Origin of the sequence: Nocardioides bruguierae, from assembly GCF_023656415.1 — a bacterium.
Classification (GTDB): Bacteria; Actinomycetota; Actinomycetes; order Propionibacteriales; family Nocardioidaceae; genus Nocardioides; species Nocardioides bruguierae.
Genome location: NZ_JAMOIL010000002.1, coordinates 196,787 through 210,911 on the forward strand (window position 1 = coordinate 196,787; position 14,125 = coordinate 210,911).

Annotated in this window: 14 protein-coding genes; 6 read left to right on the plus strand and 8 right to left on the minus strand. The window is 74.8% G+C overall.

All coding sequences use genetic code 11. The features are described from left to right. Positions 1 to 97 precede the first annotated feature (97 nt). Both M8330_RS03385 and M8330_RS03390 read left to right on the plus strand, forming a co-directional pair. Positions 98 to 901, plus strand: coding sequence for an SDR family NAD(P)-dependent oxidoreductase (locus M8330_RS03385; RefSeq protein ID WP_250826184.1), 804 nt, complete (start codon positions 98 to 100; stop codon positions 899 to 901). Between the two features lie 20 nt (positions 902 to 921). Beyond that, positions 922 to 1,737, plus strand: a complete 816-nt coding sequence (locus M8330_RS03390) for an alpha/beta fold hydrolase (protein ID WP_250826185.1) — start codon at positions 922 to 924, stop codon at positions 1,735 to 1,737. Between the two features lie 40 nt (positions 1,738 to 1,777). Here the strand turns inward: M8330_RS03390 and M8330_RS03395 are convergent, their stop codons facing one another. The 6 genes from M8330_RS03395 to M8330_RS03420 form a co-directional block, all read right to left on the minus strand. Further along, a complete protein-coding gene (locus M8330_RS03395) occupies positions 1,778 to 2,656 on the minus strand; it encodes a PHP domain-containing protein (RefSeq protein WP_250826186.1) in 879 nt (292 codons plus the stop codon). A 27-nt stretch (positions 2,657 to 2,683) separates the two neighbouring features. Further along, positions 2,684 to 3,361: a DUF6758 family protein gene (locus M8330_RS03400; protein ID WP_250052913.1), complete on the minus strand. Its 678-nt coding sequence runs from the start codon at positions 3,359 to 3,361 to the stop codon at positions 2,684 to 2,686. Between the two features lie 94 nt (positions 3,362 to 3,455). Continuing rightward, positions 3,456 to 4,076, minus strand: coding sequence for a histidine phosphatase family protein (locus M8330_RS03405; protein WP_308195970.1), 621 nt, complete (start codon positions 4,074 to 4,076; stop codon positions 3,456 to 3,458). Positions 4,077 to 4,125: 49 nt separating this feature from the next. Further along, positions 4,126 to 5,616, minus strand: coding sequence for a peptide MFS transporter (locus M8330_RS03410; protein WP_250826187.1), 1,491 nt, complete (start codon positions 5,614 to 5,616; stop codon positions 4,126 to 4,128). Between the two features lie 85 nt (positions 5,617 to 5,701). Further along, entirely contained in the window at positions 5,702 to 6,550 is an 849-nt protein-coding gene (locus M8330_RS03415) for a potassium channel family protein (protein ID WP_250826188.1), read from the minus strand. 46 nt (positions 6,551 to 6,596) lie between these two features. After that, positions 6,597 to 7,130: a MaoC family dehydratase gene (locus M8330_RS03420; protein WP_250826189.1), complete on the minus strand. Its 534-nt coding sequence runs from the start codon at positions 7,128 to 7,130 to the stop codon at positions 6,597 to 6,599. Positions 7,131 to 7,319: 189 nt separating this feature from the next. Here M8330_RS03420 and M8330_RS03425 point away from each other — a divergent pair, with 189 nt between their 5' ends. From M8330_RS03425 to M8330_RS03440, 4 genes are all read left to right on the plus strand, one after another. After that, positions 7,320 to 7,937 (plus strand): DUF6174 domain-containing protein, encoded by a 618-nt coding sequence (locus M8330_RS03425; RefSeq protein ID WP_250826190.1) that lies wholly within the window; start codon positions 7,320 to 7,322, stop codon positions 7,935 to 7,937. Positions 7,938 to 8,049: 112 nt separating this feature from the next. Further along, complete coding sequence (locus tag M8330_RS03430; protein ID WP_250826191.1) at positions 8,050 to 9,213, plus strand: hypothetical protein; 1,164 nt, start codon at positions 8,050 to 8,052, stop codon at positions 9,211 to 9,213. A 6-nt stretch (positions 9,214 to 9,219) separates the two neighbouring features. Then, on the plus strand, positions 9,220 to 10,290 hold the full coding sequence (locus tag M8330_RS03435; protein WP_250826192.1) for a hypothetical protein: 1,071 nt from the start codon (positions 9,220 to 9,222) through the stop codon (positions 10,288 to 10,290). Positions 10,291 to 10,364: 74 nt separating this feature from the next. Then, the gene (locus tag M8330_RS03440) at positions 10,365 to 11,447 is read left to right on the plus strand and encodes a hypothetical protein (RefSeq protein WP_250826193.1); all 1,083 of its coding nucleotides are present in this window, start codon (positions 10,365 to 10,367) and stop codon (positions 11,445 to 11,447) included. Between the two features lie 48 nt (positions 11,448 to 11,495). Here M8330_RS03440 and M8330_RS03445 read toward each other — a convergent pair whose 3' ends face one another. Together M8330_RS03445 and M8330_RS03450 are read right to left on the minus strand one after the other, a co-directional pair. Continuing rightward, a complete protein-coding gene (locus M8330_RS03445; RefSeq protein ID WP_250826194.1) occupies positions 11,496 to 12,692 on the minus strand; it encodes an acyl-CoA dehydrogenase family protein in 1,197 nt (398 codons plus the stop codon). Between the two features lie 208 nt (positions 12,693 to 12,900). After that, entirely contained in the window at positions 12,901 to 14,091 is a 1,191-nt protein-coding gene (locus M8330_RS03450) for a hypothetical protein (protein WP_250826195.1), read from the minus strand. Between the last annotated feature and the right edge of the window lie 34 nt (positions 14,092 to 14,125).

The window sequence follows — 14,125 nt, forward strand, 5'->3', positions numbered from 1 at the left end:
CACTATGCAGCAGCGGGGCACGGCCGCGGTGCACCCGCGCGCCGACGGGCCGGGTGGGCGGCCCGGCCGGGACGACGCGCGGTGGTTGACTGGTCCGGTGACAGCCCCCGACACGCACCCCGGTCCCGAGGCACCGTCCGGCCGCCCCCGCGCCCTGGTCACCGGTCCGACGGCCGGCATCGGTCGCTCCTTCGCGGTCCAGCTCGCCGCCCGCGGCCACGACCTCGTCCTCGTCGCCCGGGACGAGGCGCGGCTGGCGAGCCTGGCCGAGGAGCTGGACCGACGCTTCGGCACCGACGTCGAGGTGCTGGCCGCCGACCTGACCGACCGTGCGCAGCTGGCCCGGGTCGAGGCACGGCTCGCCGCCACCGAGCGCCCCGTCGACGTCCTGGTCAACAACGCGGGCTTCGGGCTCAAGGGCCGCTTCGGCGACAACGACGTCGAGGCCGAGACCGCGATGCTCGAGGTGCTGGTGGTGGCCGTCGTGCGGCTCTCCCACGCCGCCCTGGGCGCCATGGCGGCGCGCGGGCACGGCGCGGTCCTCAACGTGTCGTCCGTGGCGGCGTTCCTGCCCCGTGGCACCTACAGCGCCGCCAAGGCCTACGTGAACCGGTTCGGGTCCTGGGCCTCGGCGGAGTACCGCGACCGCGGGGTCACCGTGACCACGCTGTGCCCCGGCTTCGTCCGCACCGAGTTCCACGAGCGGATGGGCGTGGGCCGCGGCTCCGCGCCGGCCTGGATGTGGCTCGACGCCGACGACCTGGTCGCCGAGGCCCTCGACGACCTGGACGCCGGCCGCGCCCTCTCGGTGCCCTCGCGCCGCTACCGCGCCCTGGTGCGGCTGGCCCGACTCGTCCCGGACCGGGCCCTCCTGCGGCTGCAAGGCTTGGGCCGCCGCTGACGACGCGCGAGACTCGGTGCATGCCCGACCTCTGGGGCCGCGTGGAGCGGTCGGACGCCGAGGTCTGGTTCCTCGACCAGGCCACGGACGCACCTCCCGTGGTGCTGCTGCACGGCCTCGCGGGGTACGCCCGGGAGTGGACGGCGACCATGGACGCCCTCTCCCCCGAGTTCCGCTCGGTCGCCGTGGAGCAGCGCGGCCACGGCGGCAGCACCCGCCGCCCCGACGACGTGTCCCGCGAGGCCTACGTGGAGGACGTGCTGGCGGTGCTCGACGACCTGGGCCGCGACGACGTCTCCCTGGTGGGGCAGTCGATGGGCGGGCACACCGCCATGCTGGTGGCGGCGCGGGCGCCCGAGCGGGTCTCCAGCCTGGTGATGGTGGAGTCCGGCCTCGGCGGCGGTGACCCCACGGCGACGCAGGCCGTGGGCGACTGGCTGGCCTCCTGGCCGGTGCCGTTCGCCGACTCCGAGGACTTCGCCCGCTTCTTCGGCGGCAACGAGCACACGGCCGCGGTCTGGGCCGCCGGGCTGGAGGAGCAGGCCGACGGCCTGCGTCCCGCCTGGGACGCCGCCACCCTCACCCGCGCGCTCGCGCACGTGCACGCCCGCGAGCACGTCGAGGAGTGGGCCGAGGTCTCCTGCCCGACGTTGCTGGTGCTGGGGCAGCACTCCTCCGTGCCCCGCCGCCAGGTGGAGACCATGTGCGCCCTGCGGCCCGGGGCCCAGGTGGTGACCGTCGCCGGCACCGGCCACGACGTCCACCTCGACGCCCCGCGCACGTGGGCCGACGTCCTCACCGACTTCCTCCGCGACCCCCTGCGCAGCCTGGGCTGACGGCGGCCAGGGGCGGCTCAGGGGCCGACTCAGGGGGCGCTCAGGGGCGGACGACGGCGGGCGTGCTGCGCCCGGAGGCCGCCGCCGCGGCCCGCGCGGCCCCGAGCAGCCGCTCGTACTGCTCGGGGTCCGTGGTGTTGCAGCCGAGGTCGTGGTCGACCTTGCCGGTGCCGTGGTGGTCGCTGGAGCCGGTGACGACGAGGTCGAGGTCGCGGGCGATGTCGCGCAGCCGCGTGCGCACCTGTGGCGCGTGGTCCTGGTGGTCGACCTCGAGGCCGGTGAGGCCGAGCGACGCGGCCTCGGCGAGCAGGTCGGGGCCGGGCTCCTGGACGCGGCGGCGCCCCCAGACGTGCGCGATGACGCTGACCCCGCCTGCACCGGCCACGTCACGCACCACCTCGCGCAGCGGTGCGGCGTACCGGTCGACGTGGGCCGGGCGGCCGGCGTTGAGGTAGCGGGCGAACGCCTCGTCCCGGTCGCGCACCGCGCCGCGGGCCACGAGCGCGTCGGCCACGTGCGGGCGGCCCGAGGCGGCCGCGTCGCCGGAGACCCGGGCCACGTCGTCGACGGTGAGGTCGATGCCCAGCGCGTTGAGCCGGGCCACGATGGCGGGCGTGCGCCCCGAGCGGCCCTCGAGCACGCGGCGCAGGTGCTCGGCCAGCGGCGGGTAGGTGGGGTCGGGCAGGTAGGCGAGCAGGTGCACCCCCCAGCCGTCGAGCTGGGTGCTGATCTCCATGCCCCGCACGAGCGTGACGCCGACGTCGCGGGCCGTCACCTCGGCCGCCGCCCACCCGTCGGCCGTGTCGTGGTCGGTGAGCGCGAGCACGTCGAGCCCCGCCGCAGCGGCCGCGCGCACGAGCTCCTCCGGCGACTGCGTGCCGTCGCTGGCCCGCGAATGCGTGTGGAGGTCGATGCGCACGTCCCCACCCTAGTCAGCCGGGAGCGCTCACCAGGGCTGGCCGGTCTCCCCGAAACCGATCTGCACCAGGGCCGGGCCCAGCGTGGTGAGGTCGCGCAGGTGCCAGCCCTCGCGCAGCATCAGCACCGCGGAGGCCGGCCGCACCACCAGCCACAGCCACTGCCCGTCGACCTCGCCGACGAGGACGCTGCGGTCCTGACCGTCGTCGTCCGGCTCCACGCCGGGCAGGTCGAGCAGGACGTCCACGTCGGTGCTGCCGGTGGAGACCGGCCACAGGTTGACCTGACGGTGCTCGGCCCGCAGCCGCACCAGGGGCGGCGCCTCGAACGCCTCCGGGCCCGGTTCCCCGGGCACGCCGGCGCAGCGGGCGCCGAGGCCCGTGCCGGGGCGCTCGTGGACCACGAGCACGTCGACCGGGCCGTCGATCGCGGAGGTGCCGGAGACCCCGACGAGGGTCGCGACCGTGCGCGGGCTGCCGGCGGTGGCCAGGGCCGTCACGGCCCAGCCGGGGCCCAGGGGCCACGGGACGAGGCTGGCCTGCTCGTCGGAGAGGTCGACCTGGGCCACGAGGGCCGCGTAGTCGAGCGCGTCCGCGCGCCACAGCGGCGCCACCGCGCCGTGCGTCGGGCAGGTGTGCGCGGTCTCGCCGTCGAGCTCCGTCGTCCCGACCGGGGCCGGGCACCGGGGGCAGCTGGCGTCACTCACCTGCACACGGTGCGGCGAACCGCGGCCCCGCGTCAACAGTCGTGCGCGGCCCACGGCCGCGGCCGGTGGAGCGCACAGGCCCGCCCCAGCCGGCTCAGGCGTTCCAGCGACGGACCTCGCGCAGGCCGCGGTCGGTGCCCAGGATCGAGACGGTGGTGGTGTCGAGGTGGAAGTGCCGCCCCTCGGCCACCGGCAGGTCGAGCCAGCGGACCGCCAGCACGCGCAGCGAGTGCCCGTGGGCGAACGCCAGCACGGGGCCGCGCGCGGCGCGGGCGCGCTCGACGACCCGGTCGAGGCGGGCGGCGACGTCGCGGGGGGACTCCCCGCCGGGGCAGCCGTGGGTCCACACGGCCCAGGTGGGGTCGTGCTCCTCGTGCACCTGGGCGCGGGTCAGGCCCTCGTAGTCGCCGTAGTCCCACTCCTGCAGGTCGTCGACGACCTCGGGCTCACCGAAGCCGGCCAGGGCGGCCGTGGTGCGCGCCCGCTGACGCGGGCTGGCCCAGACCTCCGCGAACTCCACCTCGGCCAGGCGCTGGCGCAGCGCGCGGGCCCCGTCCTCGCCCTCGGGCAGCAGCGGGAGGTCGGTGGTGGAGGTGTGCCGGCCGTTCTTGCTCCACTCCGTCGCGCCGTGGCGCACGACCCACATCTCGGGGAGCTCGGGGTCGTGCCGGTGGGGCAGGGGGGCGGCGAAGGGTGCGTGGTGCTCGATGCTCACGAGGAGACATTCTCTCCCCCGTCCTGCCCGGGGCGGACCACCGGGGCGGCTACCGGACCCCCGCCATCAGCCGCCCGATGGGCTTGGTCGCGACCAGCACGAGCAGCCCGGCCAGCACCGCGGCGGCCCCGAGGATCGCGAAGTAGCCGGTCTCGGCCTCGGGGTCGTAGTAGGCGCCGAGGCTGCCCGCGAGCGTGGTGCCCAGCGAGACGGAGAGGAAGTACAGCGCCACCATGCGGGTGGCGAAGCGCTGCGGCGCCAGCTTGGTGGCCAGCGACAGGCCCACCGGGGAGATGAGCAGCTCGGCGAGGGTGAAGACCAGCAGGATGCCCGCCAGCGCCGGCAGGGGTGCCGCGCCCTCGCCGCCCGGCACCGCCAGGAACAGCCAGAAGGCCACACCCATCAGCACCGTGCCGAGGCCGAACTTCACGGGCGTGCTCGGCTGGCGCGGGCCCAGCCGCGTCCACGCCGCCGCGAACAGCGGCGCCAGCGCGATGATGAAGACGGGGTTGATCGAGTTGACCCACGAGATCGGCATCTCCCAGCCGAGCAGGTCGCGGTCCAGCCGCACGTCGGAGTAGACGGCCACCACGGTGAACTGCTGCTGGTAGAGCGCCCAGAACACCACGTTGGCGGCCATCAGCGGCACGAACGCCCACACCCGGCTGCGCTCGGTGGCGGTGATCTCGCGGCTGCGCAGGATCTGCACGAAGAAGGCCAGCATCGCCACGACCACCACGACGGCGGTCACGTCCGCCAGGTCGGAGGCCGTGAGCAGGCCGGTGAGCACCGCGACGGCCACGACGACGACCAGGGCGAGGCCCACGCCCACGGCGACCAGGCGGCCGGAGGCGCTGAGCGGGTTGGGCACGTGGGCGGTGGACGCCGGCAGGTGGCGGCGCCCCACGGCGTACTGGGTCAGGCCCAGCGCCATGCCGAGGGCGGCGAGGCCGAAGCCCCAGTGGAAGCCGACCCGGCTCTGCAGCAGGCCCGTGAGCAGCGGCCCGACGAGCGCGCCGGCGTTGATGCCCATGTAGAACAGCGAGAACCCGGCGTCGCGGCGCGGGTCGCCCTCGGCGTAGAGCGCGCCGACCAGCGAGGTGGCGTTGGCCTTGATCCCGCCCGAGCCGAGGGCCACGAGCACGAGGCCGACGCCCACGCCGGCCGCACCGGGCAGCAGGGCGAGCGCCACGTGGCCGGCCATCACGACGATCGCGGAGCCGAACAGCACCCGCTCCGGCCCGGCCACCCGGTCGGCGAGCCAGGCGCCGAGCACGGTGGAGAGGTAGACGCCGCCGCCGTAGGCGCCGACCAGGCTGACGGCCACGCCGCGGTCCAGCCCCAGGCCGCCGTCGGCGACCGAGAAGTACAGGTAGATCGCGAGGATGCCCTGCATCCCGTAGAAGCTGAACCGCTCCCACATCTCCACCCCGAACAGGTGCGCCAGGGGGCGGGGGTGGCCGAAGAAGCCACGGTCGCCGCCGGCGGGGTCGGAGGGATCGGGCCGGGGCGTGGACGCCGTCGTCGTTGTCGAGGTCACCCAATCGACGGTGCCAGCGACGCTCGTCACGAGGCAAGTCGGCGGTCCCGGTCGGTGCGGCTCCGGCGGCGCGGCCCGGCCCGGCTCAGGCGGGGGGCTCCTCCCCCGTCCGCGAGCCCGGGCCCGGGTCGGTGCCGACCGGCGGGGCGGGCAGCCGGTCGATCAGCACGGCCAACTGCTCGCGCAGGGCCGTCACCTCGCGACGCAGCGCGGCGGTCTCGGCGTCGCGGGCCTCGTCCGCCCGCTCGTCCTCGGCCCGCTCCGCCGCGTCCGCCTGCTCGTTCTCACCGGTGATCCGGTCGACGAGCCACGAGGCCAGCGTCGCGGTCACGGTGCCGAGCAGCGCGACGCCCGTGACCATCAGCCCGGCCCCCACCCAGCGACCGGCGCCGGTCACGGGGTAGGTGTCGCCGTAGCCGACCGTGGTCATCGTGGTCAGGGACCACCACATGGCGTCGGCGAAGCTGGTGATGGACGCGTCGGGCACCCCGCGCTCGGCGTCGAGCACGGCCAGGGCGGCGGTGAGGGCCAGCAGCATGGAGCCGAGGGCCACGTAGAGCCCCACCTTGCCGCGCAGGGTGCCGGCCGCCGTCCGGTTGAGCACCCGGACCAGGAGCAGCAGCCGCAGCAGCTGGAGCGGACGCAGCAGGGGCAGGGCGAGGATGAACAGGTCGAGCAGGTGGTGCAGCACCCACCGGCCGCGCCGGTCCGCGCCCAGGAACCGGACGACGTAGTCGACCGCGAACAGCGCCCAGGTGCCGAGGATGACGGCGTTGCAGGCCGCCACCGCGCCCCGCGAGAGGTCGGGCTCGAGGATCGGCCAGGCGTAGGCGCCCAGGAAGACCAGCGAGAAGAAGATCAGCGGCCACTGCGACCAGCGCTCCCACGCGGAGACGGGCCAGGAGTCGCGGGAGAGCAGAGCCGTCGGTCGCATGGCCCCATCCTGGCAAGACCGACGCCCCGGCGGGCGCAGGTGGCGGCTACTCCCCCGCGGGTCCGGGCCAGTTCTTGTCCGGCTGCGGCACCGGCCGGCCGGGCTGCTCCCCGCCGCGGGCCTCGAGGTAGTTCTCCTTCGGCACCATCACCTTGCGGCGGAACAGGCAGACGACCTTGCCGTCCTGGTTGTAGCCGATGGTCTCGACGTGCACGACGCCCCGGTCGTCCTTCGAGGTCGACTCCCACTTGTCGAGCACGGTGGTCTCGCCGTAGAGCGTGTCGCCGTGGAAGGTCGGCGCCACGTGGCGCAGCGACTCGATCTCCAAGTTCGCGATGGCCTTGCCGGAGATGTCGGGCACCGACATGCCCAGCAGGATCGAGTAGACGTAGTTGCCCACCACGACGTTCTTGCCGAACTGCGTGGTCTCCTCCGCGTAGTGGGAGTCCAGGTGCAGCGGGTGGTGGTTCATCGTCAGCAGGCAGAAGAGGTGGTCGTCGTACTCGGTGACCGTCTTGCCCGGCCAGTGCTTGTAGGTCGCGCCGACCTCGAACTCCTCGTAGCTGCGCCCGAACTGCACGTCCGACTCCTCTGCTCCGGTACCGGCTCTGGTACTCCTGTGCGGGTGACGCCCCATCCTCACCACTCCCCGAGCGCGGGGCACCCCCGCCCGGAGTGGCGTGGTTCACGCCCAGGCCCCTTCCCGTCGCCGACCGGCACGGTAGGACGCGGCGGGGAACCGCGCGGCGCCGCGCCCCGTCCCAGGAGCATGAGGACCGCACCCCGCCCCCGCGCGCTCACCCGCACCGCCCGTGTCACCCCCGTCCCGGCGCCGGGCCGCGCACGGGGCCTGGTCCTGGTGCTGGGGCCAGTGCTCGCGCTGCTGCTCACCGCCTGCTCGGGGTCCGGCACCACGACGGCCGCCGACCCCGCGGCCCAGGACGACACCGGCGGCTCGACCGGCACCGCCTCGTCCACCCCCGACCCGGGCACCGACCCGAGCACCAGCCCCACCGCCGAGCCGACGGTGGGCACCTACCCCGGCTTCGGGCCGACGTCGTACTCCTACACGCTGGTGGTGGGCTGCTTCTGCCCCGACGGCGGGTCGCCGGTGCGGGTCACCGTGGTCGACGACGAGGTGGTCTCGGCGGTCTACCTGCGCGGCGGCGGCCGCGGCGGCGTCGAGAAGGGGCAGGAAGCCCCCGCCTACCGCTGGGTGAGCCTCGACGACGTCATCGACGCCGCCAACGACACCGAGGCCGACCAGGTGGTGGTGGACTGGCCCGACGGCCAGGACTTCCCGTCCGCGGTCGCCGTGGACACCGACGAGCGGATGGCCGACGAGGAGATCAGCTACCAGGTGCGCGACGTCGAGGTCACCGGCTGACCCTCGGCGGGTCGGCCCTCGCTCGGCCCGGGTGCAAGAATGCCCACGCCCGCACCGCCCCATCGGCGTCGCGGGCACCGACGACGAGCGAGATCTGACGAGAGGCGGCGACGTGGCCAAGCGGGTGTTCCTGCACGTGGGGACGATGAAGTCGGGGACGACGTTCCTGCAGTCCCTCACCTGGAAGCACCGTGACGCCCTGGAGGAGCGCGGACTCCTGCTGCCCGGCGAGCGGCTGCTGCGGCACTTCCACTGCTCGGCGATCGTCTGCCAGCGGCAGGAGGTGCTCGACGAGCTGACCCCCGAGGAGCTGGGCACCTGGGACCGGCTGCTGGAGCAGGTCCGCACCTTCGACGGCGACGCCTTCATCGGCCACGAGCTGTTCTCCCCCGCCACCGCCGAGCAGGCCGCGGGCGCCCTCGCGGACCTCGCGAAGGTCGCCGACGAGGTGCACGTCGTGCTCACGATGCGCGACCTCGCCCGCCAGCTGCCCTCGCACTGGCAGCAGATGGTGAAGTCGGGCAGCTCGGCGACCCTGGCGGGGTACGCCGAGACGATCGAGGCCGACCGGTCCGACCGGTTCTGGACCTTCCACGACGCCCCGCGCATCCTCGACCGCTGGACCCAGGGCGTGCCGACCGAGCGCGTCCACCTCGTCGTCATCCCGAAGAAGGCCCCCTCCGACTGGCTGTGGCGCGAGTTCCTGGGCGTCATGGGCGTCTCCTCCGAGGGCCTCGACCACACCTCCGACAACGCCAACGAGTCGCTCGACCTGGGCGGCGTCGAGGTGATGCGTCGCCTCCAGGCCGCCATCCCCGACGAGGAGCACGGCCTCACCATGCGCCGGCTCACCAAGGACTTCGTGACCCGGCGGGTGCTGGCCCCAGTGGGCAACGGCACCAAGTTCGTCACCCCGCCCGCGGCCCACGCGTTCATGGCCGAGGTCGCCGGCACGACCACCGAGGAGCTGCGCGGGCGCGGGCACCACGTGGTCGGGGACCTCGACGACCTGCTCGTCGACCCGACTCCTCCGACGGGCCGCACCACCGAGGACGTCACCGAGGAGGAGGTGGCCTCCGTCGCGGTGGCCGCCCTGGCCCGGATGGTCGTGCACGAGCGTCACCAGCGCGACGAGATCGCCACGCTCGTGGGGCAGCGCAAGCGGCTGCGGGGCCGCGTCGAGGCGCTCGAGCGTCGGCCCGCCCCGGCCGAGGCTCCCCTCTCGACGTACCGCCGGGCCCGCCGCGCCCTCGGCCGCCGCCTGCGCCGGGGCTGAGGCCGCGTGGCCGAGCGCGTCGTCCTGCACGTCGGGCTGATGAAGTCCGGCACGACCTACCTCCAGGGGCTGCTCGAGCGGAACCAGGAGCGGCTGCTCGGCCACGGCGTCCTCTTCCCCGGCCCCACGTGGGACGTGCAGGCCCGCGCCGTCAACGACCTGCTCGGCCTCACCCACTGCGAGCCCGGTGACTGGGCGCGCACGCGCGACGCGCTGCTCGCCCACCCGGGCACCTCGCTGCTCTCCATGGAGTTCCTCGCCAACCTCGGCGCGCCCGGCATCCGCGGCCTCGTCGCGGAGCTGGCGCCGGCGCCCGTGGAGGTCGTGATCACCGCCCGCGACCTCGGCCGCGGCGTGCCCGCCCTGTGGCAGGAGAGCTGCAAGAACAGGCGGACGTGGACGTGGGAGGAGTACGTCGAGGGCGTCCGCACCGGCGAGGACCGGCCCGGCCCGGGCCGCCACTTCTGGCGCCGCGCCGCCTACGGCCGGATCGCGCGGCGCTGGGCCACCGAGGTGGGTGCCGACCGCGTCACCGTGGTCGTGGTGCCGCCGCCCGGCGCCGGCCCCACGGCGCTGTGGGACCGGTTCCGCGAGGCCTCCGGCCTGCCCGCCGACGACTGGCTGCCGCCCGCACGCGCCAACGAGTCGCTCGGCCCCGCGCAGGCCCTGCTGATGCGCAGGCTCAACGAGGGCGCCGGGGACCTGGGCGGGGAGCAGTACCGCCAGCGGTTCAAGGCGCTGGCCAAGCACACCCTCGGCGAGCAGGACGAGGCGGGGCGGATCGGCTTCACCGTGCCGCCGTGGCTGCACGCACGCTCCCGCGAGGAGGTCGGGACGCTGGAGGCCGCCGGCATCCGCGTCGTCGGTGACCTCGCCGACCTCGCGCCGCTGGACACGCCCGGCACCGACCCCACCGAGGTGCCGGTGGGCGACGTGCTCGCCGCCGGCGTCCGGGCCCTCGACACGCTGCTGCGCGAGGGCGACGACGCCGTCCGACCGGCCGCCGAGCGCAGCGGCACCGAGGGCGTCCACCGCTGGGCCCCGCGGCGGCCGGGAGGGGACCGCCCGCGCCCCTGAGGGGCCCAGCGCGGTGTGCCAGAATGCGCCGGACCCGGGCGGACCCGCCCGGGCCGCCACGGGGAAGGATGTCCATGGGCAAGCGGGTGGTCCTGCACGTCGGCCTGATGAAGTCGGGGACGACGTACCTCCAGTCGTTGATGGAGGCCAACCACCAGCGACTGCTGGACCAGGGCGTGCTGTTCCCGACGCCGTGGGCCGTGCAGACCCGGGGCGTCTCGGAGTTCCTCGAGCTGCCCCTCCAGCGCTTCCCCGGGGCCTGGGAGAAGCTGCGCTCGCGCATCCTCGAGCACGAGGGGGACACCGTGGTGATCTCCATGGAGTACCTCGGCCCCGCCAAGGTGGAGGTCATCCGCCGCCTGCGCGAGGAGCTGCCCGGGTGCGACGTGCACGCGGTCATCACCGTGCGCGACCTCGGCCGCGGCATCCCCGCCATGTGGCAGGAGACCATCAAGAACCGTCGCAGCTGGGGCTGGAGCGAGTACCTCGAGGGCATCGCCGCCAAGGGCGCGAAGCAGCCGCCCGCAGGCGCCCAGTTCTGGCGTCAGCAGGGCTTCGGCCGCGCCGTCACCCGCTGGGCGGAGGCCCTCGGCAAGGAGAACGTCACCGTCGTGACGATCCCGCAGCCCGGCGCGCCCCAGACCGTGCTGTGGGACCGCTTCCGCGAGGTCGCCGGCATCACCGAGGACGAGTTCGCCCCGCCCTCGCGCAGCAACACCTCGCTCGGCCTGCACTCCACGCTGCTCATGCGGCTGCTCAACGAGCGCACCGAGGACCTCACGCGCGACCAGTACCGCCACCGCTACAAGGCCCTCTCGAAGCACACGCTGGGCGCGCACGCCCGCGAGGAGGCCAAGCTCGGCTTCACCGTGCCCGGCTGGCTGCGTCGGCGCACGAAGAACGAGGTGCAGCTCGTCCGCAAGTCCGGCGTCCGGGTGATCGGCGACCTGGAGGAGCTGACCCCGGTCGACACCCCCGGCGTGGAGCCCTCGGACGTCGACGACGCGGCCGTGCTGGACGCCGCCGTGCACGCCCTCGACGTGATCCTGCGCGAGGGCGAGGACGCCTTGCGACCCCAGGGCAAGCGCACGCACGACGGCGGCACGCACCCCTGGGACCCCGCGGCCGGCGAGAAGACCGGCTCCGACGAGGGCTGACCCGGCCCGGCCCCGGCCTGGCGACCGGGGCGGAGCCTGGGCCGGGGGTCAGCGCGGCAGCGCGTAGTCCTTGAGCAGCGCGCGGCCGATGATCATCTTCTGGATGTCGCTGGTGCCCTCACCGATGAGCATGAACGCGCTCTCGCGGTAGAGCCGCTCGATCTCGTACTCCTTGGAGTACCCGTAGCCGCCGTGGATGCGGAACGACGCCTCGACGACCTCGTTGCAGTACTCGCTGGCCAGCATCTTGGCCATGCCTGCCTCGACGTCCATCCGCTTGCCGGTGTCCTTGAGGCGTCCGGCACGCACCATCATCGTGTGGGCGGCCTCGACCTTGGTGGCCATCTCGGCGAGCCGGAACTGGATGGCCTGGTGCTGGGCGATCGGCTTGCCGAACGTCTCGCGCTGCTGGGCGTAGGCCACGGCCAGCTCGAAGGCGCGCCAGGCGATGCCGCAGGCACGAGCCGCGACGTTGACGCGGCCGACCTCGACGCCGTCCATCATCTGGTAGAAGCCCTTGCCGGGCTCGCCGCCGAGGACCTGGCCGGCACCGACGCGGTGGTCGTTGAAGACCGCCTCGGTGGTGTCGACGCCCTTGTAGCCCATCTTGTCGATCTTGCCGGGGATGGTGAGGCCGGGGGCGGTCTCGCCGAAGCCGGGCTCCTTCTCCACCAGGAACGTCGTCATGTTCTTGTAGACCGACTCGGCGCCCTCGTCGGTCCTCGTCAGCACGGCGATGAGGGTCGAGGTGCCGCCGTTGGTCAGCCACATCTTCTGGCCGGTGATCGAGTAGGAGCCGTCGTCCAGGCGCGTGGCCTTCGTGGAGATGGCCGAGACGTCGGAGCCGAGGCCCGGCTCGGACATGGAGAAGGCGCCGCGGACCTCGCCGGTGGCCATCCGCGGCAGGTAGTGCTGCTTCTGCTCCTCGGTGCCGTGCTGCATCAGCATGTAGGCGACGATGAAGTGGGTGTTGATGACGCCGGAGACGCTCATCCAGCCGCGCGCGATCTCCTCCACGCACAGGGCGTAGGTCAGCAGGGACTCCCCCAGGCCGCCGTACTCCTCGGGGATCATCAGGCCGAAGACGCCGAGCTCCTTGAGGCCCTCGACGATCTCCGCGGGGTACTCGTCGGCGTGCTCCAGGTCGTTGGCGACCGGGATGATCTCCTTGTCCACGAAGGCCCGCACGGCCTTCAGGATCTCGGTCTGGTCCTCGGTGAGGCCCTCGGTCGAGCACAGACGCATGGCTCATCCTCCACGGGTGGCGCCACCCGGGTCGCCCCGCGCGACGGCGCGTGGACGCCCGCACGGCGAAGTCGTCGGGTCGCGAGGACAGTATTACCGGCGGGTTAACCACAGGAACCGCCCCGACGGTGACCCACGTCACTCGGAATGGTCCGCGGGCCCCGCCTGCCTGCCTGCCTGCCCTGGCCCGCCCTGCCTGCCCCGGCGGCTACACGCGGGGGTCGGGTCCCGGTGCCGGGGGCACGACCCCGCCGGGGCCGGCCTCCCGCACCCGCGGCTGCGCCGGGTACGGCCGCTGGAGGGCGGCGGCGCCGAGCGCGGGCCGGCGGTCACCGCCCGGCCGCTCGGCCGCCAGCACCGAGGCCACGAGCGCCTCGGGGTCCAGGTCCGCGGGCACCGGCTGGTCGGGCTCGGGGTCGCCGGCGCCGGCGCCGGCGACGAGGGGCTCCAGCGCCGCCGCGTCCCCGTGCACCGACCAGCCCGCGGCCCGCACCTCGGCCAGCCAGCCCTCGGAGGCCTCGCGCAGCAGCGGCGCCAGGGCGGCGGGCGCGAGCACGGGGACGTGGCCGGGCCGGCCCGCCCGCGCCGGCAGCACGGTCTCGGCCCACTCGCGCAGGACGAGCCGTTCCCGCGTGGCGCGGTCGACCCGGTCGCCGAGCAGCCGGTTGACCTCGCGCAGCGCGGCGACCTCGCCGGCACCGAGGCTGGGGTGGGCGCGCACGGGCACCCGGGCGTCGATCGCGGAGTCGTCGATCGCGCACGCCTGCGCGAACCGCGTCCACAGCATCTCCGGGGCGGCGCCGCGCGGTGGGACCACCACGAGGTGGCCACGGTCGGCGGGCAGGCCGGCGGTCCAGCGACGCAGGGTGTCGGCCAGGTCCTGGGCGTGCCAGAAGCCGGGGCGACGGCCGCCGTCGTCCGGGCCGGCGTCGCGGCCGGTGTCCGCCCGCAGCTCGGTCTCGACCACCTCCGCGAAGGTGGTCGTGGAGCCGGCCTCGACGCGCTCCTGCCAGTGCGTGACGGCCTGTCGGCCGAGGTCCCGCGCCGTCACGGCGACGTGCACCTCGAGCCCGTCCAGCGCCTCGATCGCCCAGGCGACCTGCTCGGGCGTGGCGCCGGAGAGCAGGGGGTGGCTGATCACCGCGTTGCCGCCGGTGCGGCTGCAGAACTCGCGGGCCCGGTCGGCCAGGGCCCGCCAGGTGCCGGCCACCTCGGCGCGGCCCAGCCCCAGCGCGGGGCGACCCCCGCGGACCTCGGCGGCACCCTCGCGCTGCGCGTCCGGGTGGACGAACGGGAAGACCGTGCCGGCCACGCGCAGTCGCTCGCGCTGGTCGGCCATGAGGTTCTCGAGGTAGGACGTGCCTGCCCGGGACAGGCCGACGTGGAGGGTGACGCGCACGTCGCCATCGTGCCACGCGCGGCCGGGCGGCGAG

Coding starts and splice junctions, on each gene's coding strand:
- M8330_RS03415 (WP_250826188.1), bottom strand. CDS start 6,550: ATGCGACCGACGGCTCTGCTCTCCCGCGACTCCTGGCCCGTCTCCGCG.
- M8330_RS03445 (WP_250826194.1), bottom strand. CDS start 12,692: ATGCGTCTGTGCTCGACCGAGGGCCTCACCGAGGACCAGACCGAGATC.
- M8330_RS03425 (WP_250826190.1), top strand. CDS start 7,320: ATGAGGACCGCACCCCGCCCCCGCGCGCTCACCCGCACCGCCCGTGTC.
- M8330_RS03390 (WP_250826185.1), top strand. CDS start 922: ATGCCCGACCTCTGGGGCCGCGTGGAGCGGTCGGACGCCGAGGTCTGG.
- M8330_RS03440 (WP_250826193.1), top strand. CDS start 10,365: ATGGGCAAGCGGGTGGTCCTGCACGTCGGCCTGATGAAGTCGGGGACG.